The organism is Nonomuraea sp. NPDC051941, assembly GCF_044593615.1.
The window spans coordinates 107,450-128,842 of record NZ_JBIUCF010000035.1 but is presented as its reverse complement, the minus strand read 5'-3'; the positions used below and the strand labels follow the sequence as shown (position 1 = coordinate 128,842).

19 protein-coding genes and 1 riboswitch are annotated in these 21,393 nt (G+C 68.4%); of the genes, 2 read left to right on the top strand and 17 right to left on the bottom strand.

Going from position 1 to position 21,393, the window contains the following annotated elements:
• Window positions 1–154: 154 nt before the first annotated feature.
• The 8 genes from ACIHFD_RS44100 to ACIHFD_RS44065 form a co-directional block, all read right to left on the bottom strand.
• Window positions 155–727, bottom strand: a complete 573-nt coding sequence (locus ACIHFD_RS44100) for an SRPBCC family protein (RefSeq protein WP_397371995.1) — start codon at window positions 725–727, stop codon at window positions 155–157.
• 2 nt (window positions 728–729) lie between these two features.
• On the bottom strand, window positions 730–1,038 hold the full coding sequence (locus ACIHFD_RS44095; RefSeq protein WP_397371993.1) for an ArsR/SmtB family transcription factor: 309 nt from the start codon (window positions 1,036–1,038) through the stop codon (window positions 730–732).
• Between the two features lie 283 nt (window positions 1,039–1,321).
• Window positions 1,322–2,260: a TIM barrel protein gene (locus tag ACIHFD_RS44090; RefSeq protein ID WP_350723731.1), complete on the bottom strand. Its 939-nt coding sequence runs from the start codon at window positions 2,258–2,260 to the stop codon at window positions 1,322–1,324.
• A 623-nt stretch (window positions 2,261–2,883) separates the two neighbouring features.
• The gene (locus tag ACIHFD_RS44085; protein ID WP_397371991.1) at window positions 2,884–5,385 is read right to left on the bottom strand and encodes an ATP-dependent Clp protease ATP-binding subunit; all 2,502 of its coding nucleotides are present in this window, start codon (window positions 5,383–5,385) and stop codon (window positions 2,884–2,886) included.
• Window positions 5,386–6,472: 1,087 nt separating this feature from the next.
• Entirely contained in the window at window positions 6,473–6,805 is a 333-nt protein-coding gene (locus ACIHFD_RS44080) for an Lsr2 family protein (RefSeq protein WP_319714331.1), read from the bottom strand.
• Between the two features lie 516 nt (window positions 6,806–7,321).
• The gene (locus ACIHFD_RS44075; RefSeq protein WP_397371989.1) at window positions 7,322–7,810 is read right to left on the bottom strand and encodes an RDD family protein; all 489 of its coding nucleotides are present in this window, start codon (window positions 7,808–7,810) and stop codon (window positions 7,322–7,324) included.
• A gap of 110 nt (window positions 7,811–7,920) precedes the next feature.
• Window positions 7,921–9,309, bottom strand: a complete 1,389-nt coding sequence (locus ACIHFD_RS44070) for an RDD family protein (protein ID WP_397371988.1) — start codon at window positions 9,307–9,309, stop codon at window positions 7,921–7,923.
• An 85-nt stretch (window positions 9,310–9,394) separates the two neighbouring features.
• Complete coding sequence (locus ACIHFD_RS44065; RefSeq protein ID WP_350723739.1) at window positions 9,395–9,964, bottom strand: amino-acid N-acetyltransferase; 570 nt, start codon at window positions 9,962–9,964, stop codon at window positions 9,395–9,397.
• Between the two features lie 276 nt (window positions 9,965–10,240).
• Window positions 10,241–10,390: riboswitch (cyclic di-AMP (ydaO/yuaA leader) on the top strand.
• Window positions 10,391–10,485: 95 nt separating this feature from the next.
• Here ACIHFD_RS44065 and ACIHFD_RS44060 point away from each other — a divergent pair.
• Window positions 10,486–11,436, top strand: coding sequence for an NlpC/P60 family protein (locus ACIHFD_RS44060; protein ID WP_397371987.1), 951 nt, complete (start codon window positions 10,486–10,488; stop codon window positions 11,434–11,436).
• Between the two features lie 26 nt (window positions 11,437–11,462).
• Here ACIHFD_RS44060 and ACIHFD_RS44055 read toward each other — a convergent pair whose 3' ends face one another.
• From ACIHFD_RS44055 to lysX, 3 genes are all read right to left on the bottom strand, one after another.
• The gene (locus tag ACIHFD_RS44055) at window positions 11,463–11,675 is read right to left on the bottom strand and encodes a LuxR C-terminal-related transcriptional regulator (protein WP_043615366.1); all 213 of its coding nucleotides are present in this window, start codon (window positions 11,673–11,675) and stop codon (window positions 11,463–11,465) included.
• A 642-nt stretch (window positions 11,676–12,317) separates the two neighbouring features.
• Window positions 12,318–12,719 (bottom strand): winged helix-turn-helix transcriptional regulator, encoded by a 402-nt coding sequence (locus ACIHFD_RS44050; protein WP_397371986.1) that lies wholly within the window; start codon window positions 12,717–12,719, stop codon window positions 12,318–12,320.
• A gap of 84 nt (window positions 12,720–12,803) precedes the next feature.
• A complete protein-coding gene (gene lysX / locus ACIHFD_RS44045) occupies window positions 12,804–14,285 on the bottom strand; it encodes a bifunctional lysylphosphatidylglycerol synthetase/lysine--tRNA ligase LysX (RefSeq protein ID WP_397371985.1) in 1,482 nt (493 codons plus the stop codon).
• 146 nt (window positions 14,286–14,431) lie between these two features.
• On the opposite strand from lysX, the gene ACIHFD_RS44040 reads away from it, so the two are divergent.
• The gene (locus tag ACIHFD_RS44040; protein WP_350723746.1) at window positions 14,432–14,923 is read left to right on the top strand and encodes a hypothetical protein; all 492 of its coding nucleotides are present in this window, start codon (window positions 14,432–14,434) and stop codon (window positions 14,921–14,923) included.
• Window positions 14,924–14,989: 66 nt separating this feature from the next.
• On the opposite strand, the gene ACIHFD_RS44035 is transcribed toward ACIHFD_RS44040, so the two are convergent.
• The 6 genes from ACIHFD_RS44035 to ACIHFD_RS44010 form a co-directional block, all read right to left on the bottom strand.
• Complete coding sequence (locus ACIHFD_RS44035) at window positions 14,990–15,772, bottom strand: type III pantothenate kinase (protein ID WP_363977717.1); 783 nt, start codon at window positions 15,770–15,772, stop codon at window positions 14,990–14,992.
• Window positions 15,773–15,775: 3 nt separating this feature from the next.
• Complete coding sequence (locus ACIHFD_RS44030; protein WP_397371984.1) at window positions 15,776–18,301, bottom strand: L-aspartate oxidase; 2,526 nt, start codon at window positions 18,299–18,301, stop codon at window positions 15,776–15,778.
• A gap of 63 nt (window positions 18,302–18,364) precedes the next feature.
• Window positions 18,365–18,871 (bottom strand): DUF6624 domain-containing protein, encoded by a 507-nt coding sequence (locus ACIHFD_RS44025; protein ID WP_397371983.1) that lies wholly within the window; start codon window positions 18,869–18,871, stop codon window positions 18,365–18,367.
• Between the two features lie 19 nt (window positions 18,872–18,890).
• Window positions 18,891–19,727: a pantoate--beta-alanine ligase gene (gene panC, locus ACIHFD_RS44020; protein WP_350723751.1), complete on the bottom strand. Its 837-nt coding sequence runs from the start codon at window positions 19,725–19,727 to the stop codon at window positions 18,891–18,893.
• Between the two features lie 16 nt (window positions 19,728–19,743).
• Window positions 19,744–20,634 carry a DUF2520 domain-containing protein gene (locus ACIHFD_RS44015; RefSeq protein ID WP_350723753.1) on the bottom strand — a complete coding sequence of 297 codons (891 nt, stop codon included), beginning with the start codon at window positions 20,632–20,634 and terminating at the stop codon, window positions 19,744–19,746.
• Window positions 20,635–21,077: 443 nt separating this feature from the next.
• Window positions 21,078–21,305, bottom strand: a complete 228-nt coding sequence (locus ACIHFD_RS44010; RefSeq protein WP_397371982.1) for a chaplin family protein — start codon at window positions 21,303–21,305, stop codon at window positions 21,078–21,080.
• Between the last annotated feature and the right edge of the window lie 88 nt (window positions 21,306–21,393).

Genomic DNA, 21,393 nt, shown 5'->3' with positions numbered 1-21,393 from the left:
GATCCCTTGAAACGATCATCCTGGAGTCGGCGCCGCGGAGGAGGTGGCTGTCCTGTGCAAGGTTCCCGCACCGCGCAGGCACCGCGCGGCGAGTGGTACGCCGCTGCGCCGCCGGGAGCGGCGCCCCGGAGCCGTGCAATGTGCGCCCGATCGATCAGGACGCCTCGTTCTGAGGCTTCAGATCGGGCAGGCCGGTATTGGGGATGCCGAACTTGTGCGCGTACTGATCGTTGAGTTCGGACCAGCCGAAGTCGACTGCCGCGGCGCCGCGGATCGGCGGGATCGGATGCCCTTCGAGCAGCTTCTCGGCCACGTCGAGGCAGATGTGCCAGCCGGCCGCGACCTTCGGGATCCAGTCGCGGTCCTGAACGGTGTGCCGCAGTGTCAGTCGGGCACCGGTGTCGGTGGCCGCCAGTTCCCAGCGCAGCAGATCGGTGCCGAGGGTGTACTCCAGCAGCGTCGGTGGTTGGGCGCGCACAACCTCGGCCGCCATGTCCTGGGGCTTTTCATCGTCGATCATCGTGATTGTGGCGCCGCCTGCCTCGGAGAGATTGCGGTCAGCGGTATACGGCGCCCACGCTGCGAGTTGTTCGGGCTCGGTCAGCGCGGCCCACACTTTCTCGGGCGGGTGGCGCAGGTCGCGAGTGAAGACCAGGGTCCAGCGGTCTTCCGTCCTCTCGCAGTCGACCTGGGCCGGCGGGCTCGGGTGGTATGCGTTGGGGGTCATGACTACTCCAGGTTGTCGAGGTGGCGCTCGAGAGCGTCGAGATGCCGGTCCCACAGGGCGCGATACGGCTGAAGCCAGTCGTCGAGTGCCTGGAAGGGGCCTGCGTGAATGCGGTAGATCCGCCGCTGCGCCTCCGTACGGCAGGTGACGAAACCGGCCTCCCTGAGCACCTTCAGCTGCTTGGACACCGTGGGCTGGCTGACGTCGAGCGCCTCCACCAGTTCGTTCACGCTGCTCTCGGCCGCCAGGAGCCGGTCGAGAATCCGACGCCGGGTTGGTTCGGCGAGCACAGAGAACGTATCGACGGACATGCCCACTATATTCCTCGTTCAGCATATGCTTGTCAAGGCATATGCGCGCCCGCTGGGGCCGCCACACCAAGCGAGTCATCCGTCAACCGGTCATGCGGGCGTCGACGACGCGACCACTGAACACCTTGGAATAGATCATCTAGACGGAGGGTGCTGGGGCGGGCGATGGCCGGCCCGGGCGGACAGTGCCCAGCCCGGGCAACGCCTAGCTCGACAGCGCTCGGCCCGGGCGGTGTTCGGCCCGGGCGGCGTTCAGCCCGGGCGGTGCTCATGCAGGCCGTGCTCAGGCGGCCAGCTGGAGGCCCAGGCTGGTCAGGTTCGTACGGGCCCAGGCCAGCTCTTCGGCCAGCAGCGACACCAGGGCACCCGGCCCCTTGGCGCGCCCCGGCACGGTCAGGTTGTGCGTCTCGACCTCGATGTGCGCACTACCGCTCACCGCGCCCGACAGCATGGCCATCAGCGTGTCATGCAGTACGGCCCCCGTGCTCGGCGTCTCCCCCGTGTGGTTGTGCACGTGCCCCAGCTTGACCACCGGCGCGCCGGCCGCGGCCAGCCCTTTCAGGGCCGCGCCCGGCTCCTCGGCCCCGCAGGCGAGGTGGCAGGCGTCCAGGCACACGCCCAGGTGCTCGGAGTCGATGCCGCCGACCCGCTCAAGGGCCTGCTCGGTGGTCTCCAGCACGCACCCGGGCCACGGCTCGAACCCGACCCTGATGGTCTTCCCCGTCACGCTGTAGATGCCGCGCAGCTCGCGCGCCAGGCGCTCCAGCCGGCGGGTGGCGATCGAGTGCAGGTCGGCGGGCCAGTCGCGGCGCCACCCGATCGGGATCGTCGAGATGCTCCCGAACCGCACGTCCTCCGGCAGCAAGAACGCCAGGATCTTGGCCAGGGCCATGGTGTAGCGGTAGCGCTCGGGCTTGGCCCAGTCGGGGCCGGGGACCTCCTGGTTGCGGCCGCCGGTGCCATTGAGGCTCACGACCTCCAGGCCGCGCTCCTCCAGGGAGCGGCGCAGCCGTACGAGCTCGATGCGGTCGGCCGTGAGGTGGTCGGCGACGCTCGGCGAGAGCCACAACCCGATGCCCATCCGCTCAACGCCCAGCCGCTTGCGCACCGGGACGGCGTAGCGGGTCAGGTGGGCGATCAGGTTCTCGAGGTCCTCGGCAGGGTGGATGCCCGCGTTGTAGGCGAGGTGAACGAGCGTTCCGTCATTGTGACGCAGGCGCATCGGTTTCCTCCACGGCTTGCTCTTTGTGTTCCGTCGCCCGCCCTGGACGATGCTGACCCTTGAGAGCATGGCTGCTCGTTCGGTGGTCACGCGTCCGCCCCGAGTTGATTTCGCACTACTCCCCAAGGAGCAGGCCTCAGCCTAGGAACACGATCTTGTGATTCGCTTGGATGCGACTTGGCGGTGCTCTACGCAGTGTAGTACTACTCGCGGTGGCGGCACACCCGGTATCCCAACAATTACGCAACGACCGAGTGTGCCCACCTCACAGCCCGCCACGCCACGGCCCCACGCGGGTGCAGCGTCGAAGGAGCGGCATCGGCATCGCTCGAGCGACGGGTGCGCGATGAGGCAAGGGTCGAGGTCGGCACCCCGCCGGTGGAATGCACCACCCCACCGGCGTAGAGCGTGGCGCGGTGGGTGCCACGGTCGGGCACCACCCCAGCGGCGGCTCCGTGGCGCGGCGGGGGTCACGATCAGCAGCACCTCGGCGGCCGGGGCACGGTCGCTCACGCCGTGACGGACGCGAGGGACGCGAGGGCCACCCCCGGGGCGTGGGGCGCAGGAGGCGGAAATGGGAAAACCCCCGTGTGAGGGATTCACACGGGGGTTTTCGGGATCCGTCAGTGCTGGATCGGGGCCGCGATGGCGGCGGCCGAGTCGGGGACCTTGGAGGCGGACTCGCCCTTGAAGATGAACTTGGCGTTGTCGCCTTCACCCTCGATGGTCACCTTGACGACCTGCCCCGGCCGGAGCTCGCCGTACAGGATCTTCTCCGACAGCGAGTCCTCGAGCTCGCGCTGGATCGTCCGGCGGAGCGGACGGGCGCCCATGACCGGGTCGTAGCCCCGGTCGGCCAGCAGTTGCTTGGCCTCGGGCGAGACGTCGAGCCCCATGTCGCGGTCCTTGAGCCGAGCGTCCACCTGGGTGAGCATCAGATCCACGATCTGGATGATCTCCTTCGGCGTGAGCTGGTGGAAGACCACGATGTCGTCGACACGGTTGAGGAACTCGGGCCGGAAGTGCTGCTTGAGCTCCTCCTGCACCTTGGCCTTCATCCGGTCGTAGTTGGAGTCGGCGTCGTTCGACTTCGCGAACCCGACCCCGATGCCCTTGGAGATGTCACGGGTGCCGAGGTTGGTGGTCATGATGATGACCGTGTTCTTGAAGTCGACCACGCGGCCCTGGGCGTCGGTCAGGCGACCGTCTTCCAGGATCTGCAGCAGCGAGTTGAAGATGTCGGGGTGGGCCTTCTCGATCTCGTCGAAGAGGACCACGGAGAACGGCTTGCGCCGCACCTTCTCGGTGAGCTGACCGCCCTCCTCGTAGCCGACGTAGCCGGGAGGCGAGCCGAACAGCCTGGAGACGGTGTGCTTCTCCATGAACTCCGACATGTCCAGGCTGATCAGAGCGTCTTCGTCGCCGAAGAGGAACTCCGCCAGAGCCTTGGACAGCTCGGTCTTACCGACACCGGAGGGGCCCGCGAAGATGAACGAGCCACCGGGACGGCGCGGGTCCTTCAGACCGGCGCGGGTGCGCCGGATGGAGCGCGACAGGCCCTTGATGGCGTCGTCCTGGCCGATGATCCGCTTGTGGAGCTCGTCCTCCATGCGGAGCAGGCGCTGCGACTCCTCCTCGGTCAGCTTGAAGACCGGGATGCCGGTGGCGGTCGCCAGGACCTCGGCGATGAGCTCCTGAGTGACCTCGGCCACGACGTCCATGTCGCCGGCCTTCCACTCCTTCTCCCGCCGCTCGCGCTTGAGCTGGAGCTGCTTCTCCTGGTCGCGGAGGGCAGCCGCCTTCTCGAAGTCCTGCGCGTCGATCGCGGACTCCTTGTCGCGACGGACGTTGGCGATCTTCTCGTCGTACTCGCGCAGGTCCGGCGGAGCGGTCATCCTGCGGATGCGCATCCGGGAACCGGCCTCGTCGATGAGGTCGATGGCCTTGTCGGGAAGGTAGCGGTCGCTGATGTAGCGGTCGGCCAGCTGCGCGGCGGCCACCAGCGCGTCGTCGGTGATGGACACGCGGTGGTGCGCCTCGTAGCGGTCGCGCAGACCCTTGAGGATCTCGATCGTGTGGCTGAGCGAGGGCTCGGCCACCTGGATCGGCTGGAACCGGCGCTCCAGCGCCGCGTCCTTCTCGAGGTACTTGCGGTACTCGTCGAGCGTGGTCGCGCCGATCGTCTGCAGCTCGCCGCGCGCCAGCATGGGCTTGAGGATGCTGGCCGCGTCGATCGCGCCCTCCGCGGCGCCCGCGCCGACGAGCGTGTGCAGCTCGTCGATGAACAGGATGATGTCGCCGCGCGTGCGGATCTCCTTGAGCACCTTCTTCAGGCGCTCCTCGAAGTCACCGCGGTAGCGGGAGCCGGCGACCAGGGCGCCGAGGTCAAGCGTGTAGAGCTGCTTGTCCTTCAGCGTCTCGGGCACCTCGCCCCTGACGATCTTCTGCGACAGGCCCTCGACGACGGCGGTCTTGCCGACGCCGGGCTCGCCGATGAGAACCGGGTTGTTCTTGGTCCTCCGGGAGAGGACCTGCATGACCCGCTCGATCTCCTTCTCGCGGCCGATGACCGGATCCAGCTTGCCCTCGCGGGCCGCCTGGGTCAGGTTGCGGCCGAACTGGTCGAGCACCAAAGAGGTCGACGGGGCCGACTCCTGCGGGCCGCCTGCCGCGGCCGGCTCCTTGCCCTGGTAACCGTGGAGCAACTGGATGACCTGCTGCCGGACACGGTTGAGATCAGCCCCAAGCTTGACCAGCACCTGGGCGGCCACACCCTCACCCTCGCGGATGAGCCCGAGCAGGATGTGCTCGGTGCCGATGTAGTTGTGGCCCAGCTGCAAAGCCTCACGGAGCGACAGCTCGAGGACCTTCTTGGCCCGCGGGGTGAACGGAATGTGCCCCGACGGAGCCGACTGGCCCTGGCCGATGATCTCCTCGACCTGCTGGCGCACACCCTCAAGGCTGATCCCGAGGCTCTCCAGAGCCTTGGCGGCCACGCCCTCACCTTCGTGGATCAAACCAAGAAGTATGTGCTCAGTGCCGATGTAGTTGTGGTTGAGCATCCTGGCCTCTTCTTGGGCCAAGACGACAACACGCCTCGCTCGGTCGGTGAACCTCTCGAACATCTCGTCGCTCCTCACAGAGCGGTCAGTCAGGTCCGGTAAATCCGGGCCCGTCATCCCGCATGCTAGCCCTGGCTCGGCGAACCGTGCCCACTGCCACTGACACGCTCTATAGCAGAGACGTTCCCCGGGAGCAGGGCGTTCACCCTCCATCCAACTACTGTTCGGGGGTGACGTGTTCCCGATACGCCGCAAGCGAACGATGTTTAGGACGCTTCGCGGAAGCGTCAAAAAATTGCCCTCTGCGGCGCACGCGGTACACACGGATCGGCCATCGGACGCGCCGGGGCGGAGCCAGCGTTGGGGCGCCACTTCGCCCGCACATCTCAGATGCCGCGTCCGTATCGTTACGTAATCATCCTACGTAGCGGAGGGCTGCCGTCCAAACGACCGCTCTACGCCCTGAGCACAACGCGGCACGGGCGGCACACCAAGGGAATCTTGCATCCGGTCAGCCCGGTTACCAACTTCATCTCGCATGATGAGACCACGTCTCGCTCGGCGCCCCGGATTCACGGCACTTCCGCGCAGTTGAGAAGGCACGGCATTGTGTGCAGATGCCGGGGAACGGGCATTGTCCGAGCCCTGCTCGGGTTCGCGGGTTTTGCCCGCCGGCGGGGATCCCGGCGCCCGCGGTATTGCCCGCCGCCACGCATCCAGCCCGGCACCGCTTTACCTTCACGCCGGTCGCTGGTTTACGCTCAGTGAGATCGCCCGTATACACCCGCCGCCGCCCCGTAGATCGCTTCCGGGCTATACGGCGCCGGGTTTTCCGTTCATGGCGCGTTCCATGAGCGCGGAGATCGATCGTGACGTACGGACGCGAGCGTACGTTGAATGAGGTATGGCCGCCTCACACGGCTTTCGGCGCGCGACTACGACGCCGCCACATATGTGGACGACCGCCGGTGAAACAGCGCCACGGGCGAAGCCGAACACGCAGCCAAAACGCCCGCATATGTGCACACAGAAGATCACAGTCCGGGCGGTCCGGCTTTCGAGTTCCGGCCCCGGATAACGATCATGCGCTTATGGCGGCCGCCGGGGTCCTAGGCGAACGGCATAAGCGCATGGTCGATCGTCGGCTTGCTCAGTGGGCCGCTTCGTACTTCTCCACGACCGTGGAGGCGATCCGCCCGCGCTCGCTGACCGGCAGGCCGTGAGCCTTGGCCCACTGCCGGATCTCCGAGCTCTTCTCGCGGCTCATCGCCCTGCTGCCGCCGCGACCGCGGCGACGTGCGGTGACGGCGCCTGCCCTGCGCGCATGCTGCACGAAAGGCGTGAGCGCGTCCCTCAGCTTCTTCGCGTTAAGGTCGCTGAGGTCAATCTCATAGGACGAGCCGTCAATAGCGAAGCTGACCGTCTCATTGGCCTCGCCCCCATCGAGGTCATCGATGAGAATCTCCTGGATCTGCTTGGCCATCTACGCAATCCTTTCGCGGAGCATTGTTTCATTCGCCTGCCCAAACATATACCCGGAAAGGCGCGGAGACAATTCAGCGCAGCGGGGATTCGGCTGACTGGCCGATCAGTTCTGCCCGTCGACCGGATCCTCGCGGTTTCGGCGGCCTCCCAGGGCCTCGGACCGGACCAACTTCACTACGCCAAAGATGAAGGCACCCCCGACCACCGCCGGGGGGATGAGCGCTGACAATACGTCTGTTAGGGCTTCCATTCGTCCTCGCCTCCACGGCTTGCGGGGTTTCAGGGGCGCATTATGCGGATGGGAGCGCGCCCAGGAGGGGCGTTGCGGCCCTCACGACGCGCCAGGTGACTACCGTTCGCACCCGACCATAGCGGCGCTCAGATGCCCTGCGCCTCGCAGGGCACCAACATCCGGCGACCCGGATGCCCCATAGCCTAATGCCAGTCTCTCCAGGCTCCTTACCGGATCAAGAGAAAATTTTTGGAATTGGCTTCCTGCCAGGCACGGGATGGGTCAGCGAAGATCTTTTACCACACGCGTTCCGGCCAGCCTGTCATGCGGCCCGCGTTCCAGGGGCTTGTCGATCAGGATGAGCAGCCCCACGCAGAACAGGAGCATTCCGGCCACCAGATTGGCCACGGGAATGCCCATCAGCATGACGGGACCCGGATAGACCAGGGCCCGTTTGAGCAGCGCCCTGGAGGCCACGTGGGGCGGCGCCAGGCGAATCCCCATGATCGCCTTGCCGAACGTCCTGCCGCGCCGGTAATGGGCCCACCAGTCGTAGCCGGTATAAGCCAGCCCCGCCGCCAGCCAGGCGAACACACCGGGCAGCCGGCCGTCCAACGCCTCCAGCATCCCTACAGTCCGGAAGACGCCCCACAGCGCGATGAACAGAATGTAATAGAGCACCCCGAAGACGAACGCCTCAATCGCCCGGGCGGCGAGCCGTTCCCACCATTCCGCGGGCGGCGCGTCCGCCCGCGGCGGCGACCCGGCCATAACCCCCACCTCGCGTCATCAGCGGCTCAGGTTCCCCATTTTGGTACGGCCTGTGCACACAAAACAGGGGCCGACGCGAAGCCGGCCCCTGCTTTTACCTGACGCTTGGACTACTTGATCTTCACCACCACGGTGTTGGAGAACTTGTCCGCGAACGTCTGCTGCAGCGGCTTGTCCCAGAGCTGGGAGGCGCCGTTGACGCCCACGGCCGCGTAGGCGAGCAGCGAGCCGATGAAGCCCAGAGGGAGAGCGTTGAGGATCCAGCCGCCCCACGTCACGCCGGCACGCTTGAGCGCCACGTCGGTCGGCAGGCCGCCCGGCGGTATGCCTTGGCCCACGGGGACGACCTTGATGCCCATGACCATCTTGCCGACGGTCTGCCCCTTCGCCTTCAGGAGGAAGAAGTCGTAGGCGACCCACAGGGCGGTCACGACGATCGCCGTCAGGATGGTCACGACCACACCTGAGAACATGCCGCCGCCGCTGCCGTCCAGCGAAGAGTAGGTGGCCAGGAACAGCACGCCCATGATCAGGCCGATGACCAGGTTCACGATGAAGAGGATGACCCCATCGATGAGCCTCGCCACCAGGCGCTGCCACCACTCCGCCAGCGGTGCCGGCGCGCCGGGCGGCTGCACGCCCACGGGCCCGGGCTGGCCGTAGGCCTGACCGTAGCCGGGCTGGCCGTACTGCTGCGCCTGCCCGTAACCCTGCTGCCCGTACTGCTGCTGCTGGCCGTACTGCTGGTCGCCGTAGCCCTGCTGTGCGTAGCCGGGCTGGGACTGCTGCTGCTGGCCGTAGCCCTGCTGGCCGTACTGCTGCTGACCGTAATCGGGCTGCGACTGAGGCTGCTGCCCGTACTGCTGCTGACCGTAGTCCGGCTGGGACTGCGGCTGCTGGCCGTACTGCTGCTGACCGTAGTCCGGCTGCGACTGGGGTTGCTGGCCGTACTGCTGGCCGTAGCCCTGCTGGCCCGACTGCGGCTGCTGACCATAACCCGGCTGGGACTGGGCCTGCTGGCCGTAGCCGGGCTGGGACTGCTGCTGCTGGCCGTACTGCTGGCCATAGCCCTGCTGACCCGACTGCGGCTGCTGGCCGTAGCCCTGCTGGCCGTACTGCTGCTGGCCGTAGTCAGGCTGCGACTGCTGCTGCTGGCCATAGCCCTGCTGGCCGTAGCCCTGCTGGGACTGGGCCTGCTGGCCGTAGTCAGGCTGGGACTGCTGCTGCTGGCCGTACTGGGGTTGCTGGCCGTACTGCTGCTGTCCGTGCTGGGGTTGCTGACCGTACTGCTGTTGCTGACCGTACTGGGGTTGCTGGCCGTAGCCCTGCTGACCGTACGGGGGCTGCTGCCCATAGGCGTCGTCCGCCCGGTAGCCGATCACAGTCGCGTCCGGGTCGGGCTCGCCGGGGTGGCGGCCCTGGTTCTGCTGCCCGTAATAGGGAGGCGCAGAGTTGTCGCCGGATTCGTCCTGTGGATACGGCGGCTGTCCGGTGCTCACCGTGTCACCTCGCTTCGAGTGCGCATGTGGCACGTGTCAGGACACATGCCTGTGCTGCCCAACGTATCGACATAGGTATCAACAATCACCTTTCCATCTGGTCAAGGTCCACGTCACCCGATGTCAGGTGGAGCAGCATGCGGGTGTTTCCCAGCGTGTTCGGCTTGACGTGTTCAAGATCCAAAAACTCGGCAACACCCTCGTCGTACGAGGCCAGCAGTTCGGCGTAGACCTCAGGTGAGACCGGTGTGCCCTGAATCGGGCGGAACCCGAGTCGCGCGAAGAAGTCGACCTCAAAAGTAAGACAGAATACACGTCGCAGACCCAAATCCTTAGCCTGCTGGATCAGTGCGGAGACGATCCGGTGGCCGACGCCCATCCCCCGGCACTCGGGATCCACCGCCACCGTGCGGACCTCGGCGAGGTCCTCCCAGAGCACGTGGAGCGCGCCGCAGCCGACGACCTGCCCGTCTCGCTCGGCCACCCAGAACTCCTGTACGTCCTCGTACAGCGTCACCGTGGCCTTCTCCAGGAGCCGCGGCCCCGCCCCCGCGTAGGTGTCCACCAGGCGTCTGACCATGCGCACGTCGGGCGTGCGGGCACGCCGGACCACCACCGCGGTCTCGGGCACTGTCAGCTCGGCCACCTGCTCCATGGTTCTCCAGGGTACAGATCTCATTACGGCTCAGCCCTAACTCCCATGTCTCGGCCCAGCTTGTTACATCTCGTGGTCAGATCGGCACGGGACCGCGCGGCCAGCTCGCGCCCGCCGAAGGCGCGGACAAATAGGGCGTAGGGCCTCTTCTGCACGGGTGCCCACGAGATCACCTTGTGACCCTTCGGTTGTGAAACCTCTACAGACTTGGCAGTTCTGGTTGAGCACGAACCCGGAGTGCATTAGTGTCCAGCGACAATGTTTCCCGCGTGTCGCGCGGGAGGCACGCCCAATTCTCGCAAGAGAAGCCGGGGAACCGCCGGTGGCGACCTCCGACGCCACCACTGGGGTGAATCCGAGTCTTTCGGTAGGGCTGCTCCGGCCCGAACCCGTCAGCTAACCCGGTAGGCGTCGACGAGAGGAGCTGGTTGGTGAAGCCCACGCTCAGCGGTGGGGGGAAGTCGGCGGGCAAGCACGCCCGCCCTCCGGAACGGGCCCGGCGACCACGCCGCGTAGGTGTGGTGAGTCTCACAATCGCCGCGCTGCTGTTCGCCATCCCCGTCGGTTCGGCGTCCGCGGATCCCGAGCCCTCGCTGAAAGAGCTCGCCGACCAGGCCACGAAGCTGCACACCGACATCGAGACGCTGACCGAGCAGTACAACGGCCAGCGGGAGAAGCTCAAGACCGCCAAGAAGGCCGCCGAGGCCGCGGAGAAGACGCTGACGAGCAGCGAGACGGATCTCGCCGCCAAGCGCTCGAAAGCCGTCGCGCTGGCCCAGAACGCCTACATCACGGGCGGCCTGAAGACCCTCGCCTTCGCCACCTCCGACGACCCCGAGGGCTTCCTCAATCGTGCCGCGACCTCGTACGCGCTGCAGACCGAGCAGGGCGAGGAGATCAACCAGCTCACCAAGGCGATGGACACGGCCACCCGCGCCAAGGAGAGCGCCACGGCCCGCATCGACGAGGTCCAGAAGCTCGTCACGGACCTCGAGGCCAAGCGCGACAAGATCACCAATCTGGTGACGAAGGTCGAGAGCAGCCTGTTCAGGCGGGCCCTGGGCGAGGCCGGGCGCCCCGGCACGCGGGCCGTGCGCGTCAACCTGCCGATCCCGGGCTCGGGGAAGGCCGCGGAGGCCGCGCGGTGGGCGCTCACGCAGCAGCTCAAGCCGTACGTCTGGGGCGCCGAGGGCCCCGGCTCGTACGACTGCTCCGGGCTCGTCATGGCGGCGTTCCAGCGGGTGGGCATCTCGCTGCCGCACTACACCGGCGACCAGTGGACGGCCGGCCGGCACGTCTCGCGCGAGGAACTCCGGCCGGGCGACCTGGTGTTCTTCTACAGCGACCTGCACCACGTGGGCATCTACATCGGCGGCGGCATGATGGTGCACGCCCCGCAGACGGGTGACGTCGTACGGATCGCGTCGATCGCGAGGCGGCCGTTCGCCGGCGCGGTGCGCATCGCCGACTGAGCCCGCACCCCGGCGGTCCGCCGCGGCTAGATCAGCTGGCGGCGGGCTGCCCAGGCCACGGCCTCGATGGCCGTGGCCACGCCTATGCGGTCGCAGATGCCGCGCAATCTTCGTCGTACCGTGCGCCCGCTGATATCCAGCCGCCGCCCAACCCGATCGACCGTGACTCCCTTGGCCAACTCCGCCAGCAGCGCCAAATCAGCATGGCTGAGCTCAACGCCTTCAGTGAGCACATCCATCGGGAGCCCTCCCCCCAACAGCAGAACTTGGACCTCACAGACGGGCCAAAGCCGCTCCTCGCAGACGGTAAACGCATCGTGGAAAGGTCGTCAAGCATGACAATCGCCGCACTTGACGAGCGCTATTGACATGATCCGCTATATATGACGCACTCGCGATATGTCAGAACGTAGAGTGATCACATTGGGGCTTCCGGAATGGCCCCGACCAGCGTTCCGGTTTTCGATCAGTTCGCCATGGATATTCCGCATGATCGATACCCGCGTTATCGCGGGACACGCGTCCGTGACGCGATCTTTCCGGCGCACGGCAAGCCACCAATCGCTCGCTTTGTACTGCGCTCCCACGCGATCCGACAACCCAGGTCAGGCAGTCGATTAAGGCAATTGGATCAATCCGCTATGGCAATTGCCGCCGCGGGTTCGGGTCGGCGGCCCGCCGGGTGGCGGGCGTCCTGCTATGACCGCCGGGCCGGGCGGCCTCGTTTCCGGGTGCGTGTGCCCAGCGGGATCACAGGGGTGGCCGGGGCACCACGGACGCTCCCTGACCCGCGCCTCCGCGGCCTTGACGCGAGGCTTACAAGCGGCTTCGGATCGGAAACCGGGCGGCCCGGAAGCCGGATTCGCGACGGCGATGATCGCTCAGGCGCCGGCGGCGTCGTAGCGGCCCCTGGCGGCCTCGACGTCCTCCATGTGGGCCTCGGCCCAGCTCTTGATCGCGGCCACCAACGGCATCAGGCTCTCGCCCAGCGGGGTGAGCGCGTAGTCCACCCGTACCGGCACAGAAGGGGTGAGCGTGCGCGAGACCAGGCCGTCACGCTCCAGGCCGCGCAGGGTCTGCGTGAGCATCTTCTGGCTGACGCCCGCGATGCGCCTGGACAGGTCGCTGTAGCGGCGCGGGCCCTGCGCCAGCGCGGTCAGCAGGAGGGTGACCCATTTGTCGCTGAGGGTGTCGAGCAGCTTCCTGGAGGGGCATTCGGCGAAGTACGCGTCGAAGACCTGCCTGGCCTCGTCCCGCTGCTCCGCCGCCGTCTTCGTGGCCATCCGCTCGCCCCTTCCCGATCCCTGCTTATCAGGAGAGAGTAGAGCGCCCGGGGCGGGCACTCTACGACGGCGGCAGGACGCGGGTCAGTGGGTGGGCTTGACCAGCGGGAAGAGGATGGTCTCGCGGATGTTCTTGCCGGTGAAGGCCATGATCATCCGGTCGATCCCCGCGCCCATGCCCCCCGTGGGCGGCATCGCGTACTCGAGGGCCTGCAGGAAGTCCTCGTCCAGCTGCATCGCCTCGAGGTCGCCCCCGGCGGCCAGGAGGGACTGCTCCACCAGGCGGCGGCGCTGCTCGATCGGGTCGATCAGCTCGGAGTAGGCCGTGCCCAGCTCCGTGCCGAAGCCGATCAGGTCCCACTTCTCCGTCAGCAGGGGGTTGTCCCGGTGCTGGCGGGTCAGCGGCGAGGTCTCCAGCGGGTAGTCCATCACGAACGTGGGCTGGACGAGCGTGTGCTCCACCAGGGCCTCGAAGAGCTCCTGCACCAGCTTGCCCTGGCCCCACTTCGGGTCCCAGTGGATCTCGCGCCGATCGGCGATCTTGCGGAGCTCCTCCAGGCCGGTCGCGGTGGTGATCTCCTCGCCCACGGCCTCCGACACCGCGCCGTACAGGGTGATGCGCGGCCACCGGGCGATCCCGAGGTCGACCTCCACCCCGTCGTGGACGACCACCGTGGTGTCCAGGGCGGCCACCACGGCCTTCTGGTACATCCGCTGGGTCAGGTCGGCCATGTCGTTGTAGTCGAGGTAGGTGCCGTAGGCCTCGAGCATCGTGAACTCGGGGTTGTGCGTGGAGTCGGCGCCTTCGTTGCGGAAGTTGCGGTTGATCTCGAAGACCTTCTCGATGCCCCCGACCACGAGCCGCTTGAGGTAGAGCTCGATCGCGATGCGAAGGTAGAGCTCCATGTCGTAGGCGTTGATGTGGGTCTTGAAGGGCCGGGCCGCCGCGCCGCCGTGGATGGGCTGCAGCATGGGCGTCTCGACCTCGAGGTAGCCCTCCTCGTGCCAGAAGTCGCGCACGGCGCGCACCGTGGCGCTGCGCAGGCGGGCCATCTTCCGCGACTCGTCGTTGACGATGAGGTCGACGTAGCGCTGGCGGACGCGCGCCTCCGGGTCGGTGAGCCCGACGTGCTTCTCCGGCAGCGGACGCAGGCACTTGGCGGTGATCTGCCAGCTGTCGGCGAGGATGGACAGCTCGCCGCGCCGCGAGGTGATGACCTCGCCGGTCACGCCCACGTGGTCACCCAGGTCGACGTCGCGCTTCCACGCGGCCAGCGAGTCCTCGCCCACCTTGTCGAGCGAGATCATGACCTGCAGGTCGGCGCCGCCGTCGCGGAGCGTGGCGAAGCAGAGCTTGCCGCCCACGCGGTTGAGCATGACGCGCCCCGCGACCGCGACCGTGTTGCCGGTGGCGGTGTCGGGCTCCAGGCCCTGGTATTTCTCCCGGACCTCGGCGTTGGTGGCCGTACGGGGGAAATTCACCGGGTAAGGGTCGACGCCTTCGCTGCGAAGGCGGTCGAGCTTCTCCCTCCGGATGCGCATCTGCTCGGGAAGTTCGTCGCTCACAAGAACAAAGGGTAGGGGATATGGCGACCTGCAAGGGTTCGTCGGCACGCTGCAGGACCGCTGCAAGAGCCCTCTTCTATCAATGTCTCACGAGCTCAGGGGGGAACCGGTAGGGAGCCGGTCCAAGGGGAGCTCAAGGAGAGAAGATGTTGAAGAAGATCGCGACAGGCTTCCTCGCCGTCGCCGCCACCAGCGCTCTGGCCCTGTCGCTGCCTTCCGCCGCCAACGCCGCCACGGCCGGCGCCGCGAACCACGACGACGACTACTCCGACTACTGGAGCCCCGTCTACTCCAAGAACGGCCTGGCGAAGTCGCAGGGCTGGATCGGCGTCAGCTGGGACGAGGACGGCGAGTCGAACGAGGTCACCGTCAAGGGCCGGCTCTACGACCTGGACAACCGCGACGAGGACGAGGGCGGCAAGTGCGCATTCGTGAAGTTCGAGGCCAGCGACTTCGACCACGACTGGTCGCCGGTCTTCTCCAAGAAGTACTGCGGCTTCCCCGGCTACAAGAAGTTCACCTTCTCGGAGAACGACGTCTTCAGCGTGCGGGTGAAGGTCTGCCAGATCGGCCAGTACAGCAACTACCCCACGAAGTGCAGCCCCTGGGACTACATCTACACCGCCGAGAGCGAGTGACGAGTCGTCCCCGGACGTGCGAGCGGCCTCCCACCCGGGCGGGAGGCCGCTTTTTCCTGTCGGGGCTCAGGCCGTGTTCCGCTTGTAGATCAGGCGCAGGCCGATGAGCGTCAGCCACGGCTCGTGCACGTCGATGGAGCGCGACTCGCCCACCACCAGCGCCGCGTGCCCGCCCGTGGCCACCACCGTCACCTCGTCGGGGTCGTCGGCCAGCTCGGCCGCCATCCGCTCCACGATCCCGTCCACCTGGCCCGCGAAGCCGTAGATGATGCCGGCCTGCAGGGCCTCCACAGTGTTCTTGGCGATCACCGAGCGCGGCCTGACCAGCTCCACCTTGTGCAGTTGGGCCCCGGCGGCGGCCAGCGCGTCGACCGAGATCTCGATGCCGGGCGCGGTCACCGCGCCGACGTACTCGCCCTTGGCCGACACCGCGTCGAACGAGGTCGCGGTGCCGAAGTCGACGATGACGCAGGGGCCGCCGTACTGCTCGATGGCCGCCAGCGCGTTCACGATGCGGTCGCTGCCGACCTCTTTGGGGTTGTCCATGCGTACGGGCACCCCGGTGCGGATGCCCGGCTCCACGATCACCGCCGTCACGTCGCCGTAGTAGCGGCGGCACATCTCACGCATCTCGTTGAGCACGCTCGGAACGGTCGAACAGATGGCGATGCCGTCAATGTCGGCCCCCTTGAGCAGCGGCGACTGCGCCAGCAGCCCCTGGAGGACGACGGCGATCTCGTCGGCGGTGCGGCGGGCGTCGGTGGCCAGCCGCCAATGCTCGATGACGTCCTCGCCCTCGAACAGCCCGAGCACGGTGTGCGTGTTGCCGACGTCGATCGTGAGCAGCATCAATTACCCCCGCAGATCCAATGCGATGTCCAGAGCCGGCGCAGAGTGCGTCAGCGCTCCCACCGCCAGATAGTCAACGCCAGTTTCGGCCACGCGACGAGCCGATTCCAAGGTCAATCCCCCGCTGGCTTCGAGCGCAACCCTGTTCCCTGCCCGATTTTTCACGACATGTACGGCACGGTCCGTGTCCTCGATCGTGAAGTTGTCCAGCAGGATCTCCTCGGCCCCCTCGTCCAATACGGCCTCCAGTTGATCGAGCCGGTCGATCTCCACCTCGATCGGCAGGTCGGGGTAGCGCTCCCTGACCGCCCTGAACGCCTCGGCCACCCCACCGGCCGCCACGACGTGGTTGTCCTTGATCAGCGCGGCGTCCGACAGCGACATCCGGTGGTTCACGCCGCCGCCGCAGCGCACCGCGTACTTCTCCAGCGCCCGCAGCCCCGGCAGCGTCTTGCGGCTGTCCCGCACGCGCGCCGCCGTGCCACTGATCGCCTCCACCCACCTGCCGGTCAGCGTGGCCACCCCGGACAGGTGCGTGAGCAGGTTGAGCGCGGTGCGCTCGGCCGTCAGCAGGGCCCGTACCGGCCCCTCGACCGTCATCAGGACGTCTCCGGCCCGCACCCGCTCGCCGTCCTTGGCCCTCCTCTCGGTACGGGCGGCGCCCAGCCGGACGAACACCGCCTCCGCGACCGCCAGCCCGGCCACGACGCCGTCCTTGCGGGCCACCACGTCGGCCACCGAGCGCTGCTCCGCCGGGATCGTGGCCACGCTCGTCACGTCGCCGGCGTCCTGCAGGTCCTCGGCCAGCGCCCGGTCGATCAGCACGTCCACCTCGGCCGGGTCCAGCCCGGCGGCGGTCAGTTCCTGCGCCAGGCGCGGCGGAATCGCGTCGCCGTGGGGCGTGTACGTCATGCGGGGGCCCTCCTCGGTCAGGGTCACGTCCAGGTGGCCCAGCCATTCGTTGTCGTCACGGGTGCCGTAGTCCTCGCGCCAGTGCGAGCCGCGGGTCTCGAGCCTGGCCGCCGCCGCGCCGGTGAGCACGGTGGCGACGGTGAGCAGGTTGGTGGCCTCCCAGGACTCGGTGCAGGCGGGCACCTCGACCGGCGTCCAGCGGGCGTCGCGCAGCGCCCTGGCCGTGGCCAGCAGCGACTCGCGGCTGCGCAGCACGCTCGCCCCGGTGCTCATGTGCGCCTGGATCCTGGTCCTGACCCTCGGGTCCACCAGGCCGGAGGCGGCGCCGCTCTCGACCGGCTCGCCCGGCGCGGGGCGTACCGCCTGGATGTCCTCGGCGATGCGCTCGGCGAAGACGAGCCCTTCGAGCAGGGAGTTGGAGGCCAGCCGGTTGGCGCCGTGCACGCCGGTGCAGGCCACCTCGCCGCACGCGTACAGGCCCTCGATCGAGGTACGGCCGCGCAGGTCCGTCATGACGCCGCCGCTCGCGTAATGGGCGGCCGGGGCCACGGGGATCGGCTCGGTGGCCGGGTCGATGCCGTGCTCGCGGCAGACGGCGTAGATCGTGGGGAAGCGGGTCTCCCACTTCTCGCGGCCGAAGTGGCGGCCGTCGAGGTACATGTGGTCGCGGCCCGTCTCGCGTATCCTCCGCATGATCGCCTTGGCCACGATGTCGCGCGGCGCCAGGTCGGCCAGCTCGTGCGCGCCCTGCATGAACCTGACACCCTCGTGGTCGACCAGGTACGCGCCCTCGCCCCTGACCGCCTCCGAGATCAGCGGCTGTTGGCCCGTCGAGCCCTCGCCGAGCCACAGCACGGTCGGGTGGAACTGGACGAACTCGATGTCGCGCACCACGGCCCCGGCCCGCAGCGCGAGCGCGACCCCGTCGCCTGTGGAGACGGCGGGGTTGGTGGTGGCCGAGTAGACCTGGCCCATGCCGCCGGTGGCCAGCACCACCGCCCTGGCGCGCACCGCGCCCACCCCGTCGCGGGCGCCCTCGCCCATGACGTGCAGCGTCACTCCCCTGGCCCGGCCCCGCGCGTCCTTGAGCAGGTCGAGCACCAGCGCGTGCTCGATCACCTCGATCTCCGAGGCGCGCACGGCCTCGACGAGCGCCCGCTGCACCTCGGCGCCCGTGGCGTCGCCGCCCGCGTGCACGATCCGGTCGCGCCGGTGCCCACCTTCCCTGGTGAGCTGGAGCTCCCCGTCGGGGGTGCGGTCGAAACGGGCGCCGCGGCCGATGAGCCGCCGCAGCGCGCCGGGCCCCTCCGTGACGAGCGTGCGCACCGCCCGCACGTCGCACAGCCCGACGCCGGCGATCAACGTGTCGTTCAGGTGCTCGTCAGGGGTGTCGCGGGGGTCGAGCACGGCCGCGATGCCGCCCTGGGCCCACCGGGTGGAGCCCGCCGACAGCACGTCCTTGGTGACGACCAGCACCTTGGCGGACGGCTCCAGCTCCGCGTGGCGCAGGGCCACGGTCAGGCCCGCGACACCGGAGCCGATGACGACCACGTCCGCCTCGACGGTCCAGCCGGCCGCGGGCGCGGTCAGCCGCAGGGGAATCGCCGGTGCACTCATCAGGGATCTCCTCACTGAGGGATTTCGTCAATATGACGATAACGCCTCGTGCGGAGTGAGATGTCAGCGGCCCTCTGTTTTCCGGATGAACGCCTCGTACTCGGCGAACGGCTCCAGCCCCACGGCCGCGCGGCGCTCGTCGAGCAGGCCTGGGTCCTCGATCGGCATGGGCTCCAGGCCGCCGACGCCGTCGTGGAACTGCGTCCCGTAGAGCTGGGGACGGCCCGAGCGGACGCGTACCCGGTCCTCCAGGTACGCGAAGTCACGCGGCGAGGCCTCCTCGCGCTCGACCGCGTCGGCCATCGCCTCGTGGAAGACCCGCTGCGCCCGGTGGGAGGTGGCGTGCTGGGCCAGCAGCCAGGCCGCCCGCGCGGCCCGGTGCCCGACCTGCGAGACCAGCGGCCAGCCGCGGGTGGCGACCACGGAGTAGAGCCAGGCGGTGTTTCCCTCGTCGAGCTTCTGCAGCCGCGCCAGCTGCCGGTCGTCGGGAAAACCCTTGGCCGGGTCGCGCATCGCCTGGTCCATCTCCATGCGCCGGAGCAACTCGTCCCGCAGCTCCTCGTCGGTCATGACCCGACGGTAAACCGCCTCAGGCGGGATTCAAGGTGAGGGTGACGTTGTCGATCAACCGGGTGGTGCCCACCGTGGCGGCGACCGCGAGCACGGCCATCCCCGCGTACGACTCGTCCACCTCGGCGAACGTCGCGGGATCGACCAGCGCCAGATAGTCGGTCGTGAGCCGGGGCCCGGCCGCGTCGAGCACCTCCTGGGCCACCGTACGGACCCGGGCCGGGGTGAGCTCGGCCGCGCCCGCCCGCAGCGCGCGGGAGAGCGCCAGCGCCACCTGGCGGTCGTCGTCGGACAGGTAGCGGTTGCGGCTCGACAGGGCCAGGCCGTCGGGCTCGCGTACGGTCGGCGCCCCCAGGATCTCGATGGGCAGGTCGAGGTCGGCGACCATGCGGCGGATGAGGGCGAGCTGCTGGGCGTCCTTCTGCCCGAAGACCGCCAGGTCGGGCTGGACCAGGTTGAACAGCTTGAGCACGACCGTCAGCACGCCGTCGAAGTGGCCGGGCCGGAAGGCGCCCTCGACGATCGAGCCCATGTGGCCCGCAGAGACGCTCACCTGGCGGTCGGACGCGTACATCTCCGCGGCGTCCGGATGGAAGACGACATCCACGCCCTCGGCCCGGCACACGTCCAGGTCGGCGTCGAATGTACGGGGATAGCGTGAAAAATCCTCGCTTGGGCCGAATTGCAGGGGGTTGACGAAGATGCTGACCACGACCTGATCGGCGCGGACGCGGGCCTGCCTGATCAGCGACCTGTGCCCCTCGTGCAGCGCACCCATGGTGGGCACCAGAGCCACCTCACCACCCCGGCGTGCCTTGACCAGGTCTTCCCGGCCCTTGGCGACGATCAACTCCATAAGATGCCCCTTACCGTCAGGTCCATATATTGCCCCCCAGCGCGTCGAGGAGCCGCTCCGCCTCCTCCGGTTTGAGCAGCCCCGCGGCCAGCGCGCGATCGGCCGTGAGGCGGGCCAGCGCGATGTAGGCGTCCGCCGCCTCGGGCGCCGCCAGGATCAGCGCGTCCACGTGCCTGCGCACGGTGCCGGCGTCGCCGCGGACGACCGGGCCGGTCAGCCCCGTGATGCCCAGCCGCAGCACGTTGTCGAGCGCGGCCCCGAGCAGCGGGCCCAGCATCCGCCCCGGGTGCTCGACGCCGATGCGCCCCAGCAACTCCTGCGACTCGGCGATGAGGGTGACCATGTGGTTGGCGGCCCCGGCCAGCGCCGCGTGGTAGAGCGCGCGGTCGGCGTCGGCGATCCAGACCGGCTCGCCGCCCATCTCGATCACAAGGGCCTCGGCGATGGGCCGCAGCACGTCGGGGGCGGTCACGCCGTATGAGATGCCGGTGAGCTTGTTGAGATCGTCGTCCCTGCCCGTGAAGGTCATCACCGGGTGCAGCGCGAGCGGCAGCGCGCCGGCCTTGGCCGCCGGCTCCAGCACGGACAGCCCGTACGCCCCGCTGGTGTGCACCAGCAGCTTGCCGTGGAGGTCGGCACCCGTCGTGGCCAGCCCGTTGACGAGGTCGGGCAGCGCGTCGTCGGGCACGGTGAGCAGGATGAGCTGGGCCTGCGCGACCACCTCGTCGGGCCTGGACGGCTTGACACCGAGGCGGTCGGCCGCCCATCGCTGTGAATTGTCCGAAACGCCGCTCGCGGCCGCGATCCGGTGGCCCGCCTGAGCCAGTGCGGCACCGAGGGCCGAGCCGACCTTGCCCGCCCCGAGTACGCCGACAGTCAGCCGTGCCGGGCGATCCCCTGCGTCCATGACGTCACACCCCTGTCGACCTGCTGATGAGAAGCCTGCCGGGCGGACTGCCGCCCTGGCCTCAACCAGGCACGACGAGCTGGACTCCGGTCCGACGAGCAGGCTTCTGTTGTGGCACTGCCGACCAGCGTAACGGCCTCTCAAGGGCTGCGGACTGTCGGGCGCGTCTCGCGACTCGCCCGAGGGCTCCTACGTGACCGCGGTTTTGCCGCCCGTTGAGTTAACGACAAAAGCGACAAGGGCATACAAAACGTGCACCCCCTGTCGGAAGAGATGAGGAGAGGGGTTTCATCGCATGGCAGCGGGCGCCGAGTCCCCTCATCCAGGACCCGACGCCCGCAGGATGTGACCTCTTGGAGGTGCGACCGGCCGGCCGCTCGCCGACCGACCAGCCGGAGTCGGAGCCCGGGCCGGACGAGTGCCGGCCCGGGTTCTCTCTTCTTTCAGTGGTGGCTCGGCACGTAGGCGGTGGCGCCGCCCTGGCAGCCGGCGAACGCGGCGCCGATGACGGCCACGGCGTTGCCACAGATGTTGATCGGGATCGCGATCGGAAGGTGCAGCTGGTTGCCGCTGAGCACACTGCCGTTGCCGCTGGTCGTGTCGGCGTGCGCCGGGGCCGCGAGCGACAGCATGGCGACGGCTCCTGTGACGACCATGACCTTCTTCAGCACGAGGGCTCCTCTCGGTTTCGCGGCCTGGGGCCGCTGGTGCTTGCTCGGGAGCGGTCGGTCGCGCCAAATGGGAGTGACGCAACGCGCA

Coding starts and splice junctions, on each gene's coding strand:
- ACIHFD_RS44100 (WP_397371995.1), bottom strand. CDS start 727: ATGACCCCCAACGCATACCACCCGAGCCCGCCGGCCCAGGTCGACTGC.
- ACIHFD_RS44095 (WP_397371993.1), bottom strand. CDS start 1,038: ATGTCCGTCGATACGTTCTCTGTGCTCGCCGAACCAACCCGGCGTCGG.
- ACIHFD_RS44090 (WP_350723731.1), bottom strand. CDS start 2,260: ATGCGCCTGCGTCACAATGACGGAACGCTCGTTCACCTCGCCTACAAC.
- ACIHFD_RS44085 (WP_397371991.1), bottom strand. CDS start 5,385: ATGTTCGAGAGGTTCACCGACCGAGCGAGGCGTGTTGTCGTCTTGGCC.
- ACIHFD_RS44080 (WP_319714331.1), bottom strand. CDS start 6,805: ATGGCCAAGCAGATCCAGGAGATTCTCATCGATGACCTCGATGGGGGC.
- ACIHFD_RS44075 (WP_397371989.1), bottom strand. CDS start 7,810: ATGGCCGGGTCGCCGCCGCGGGCGGACGCGCCGCCCGCGGAATGGTGG.
- ACIHFD_RS44065 (WP_350723739.1), bottom strand. CDS start 9,964: ATGGAGCAGGTGGCCGAGCTGACAGTGCCCGAGACCGCGGTGGTGGTC.
- ACIHFD_RS44055 (WP_043615366.1), bottom strand. CDS start 11,675: ATGGATGTGCTCACTGAAGGCGTTGAGCTCAGCCATGCTGATTTGGCG.
- ACIHFD_RS44050 (WP_397371986.1), bottom strand. CDS start 12,719: ATGGCCACGAAGACGGCGGCGGAGCAGCGGGACGAGGCCAGGCAGGTC.
- ACIHFD_RS44040 (WP_350723746.1), top strand. CDS start 14,432: ATGTTGAAGAAGATCGCGACAGGCTTCCTCGCCGTCGCCGCCACCAGC.
- ACIHFD_RS44035 (WP_363977717.1), bottom strand. CDS start 15,772: ATGCTGCTCACGATCGACGTCGGCAACACGCACACCGTGCTCGGGCTG.
- ACIHFD_RS44030 (WP_397371984.1), bottom strand. CDS start 18,301: ATGAGTGCACCGGCGATTCCCCTGCGGCTGACCGCGCCCGCGGCCGGC.
- ACIHFD_RS44025 (WP_397371983.1), bottom strand. CDS start 18,871: ATGACCGACGAGGAGCTGCGGGACGAGTTGCTCCGGCGCATGGAGATG.
- panC (WP_350723751.1), bottom strand. CDS start 19,727: ATGGAGTTGATCGTCGCCAAGGGCCGGGAAGACCTGGTCAAGGCACGC.
- ACIHFD_RS44015 (WP_350723753.1), bottom strand. CDS start 20,634: ATGGACGCAGGGGATCGCCCGGCACGGCTGACTGTCGGCGTACTCGGG.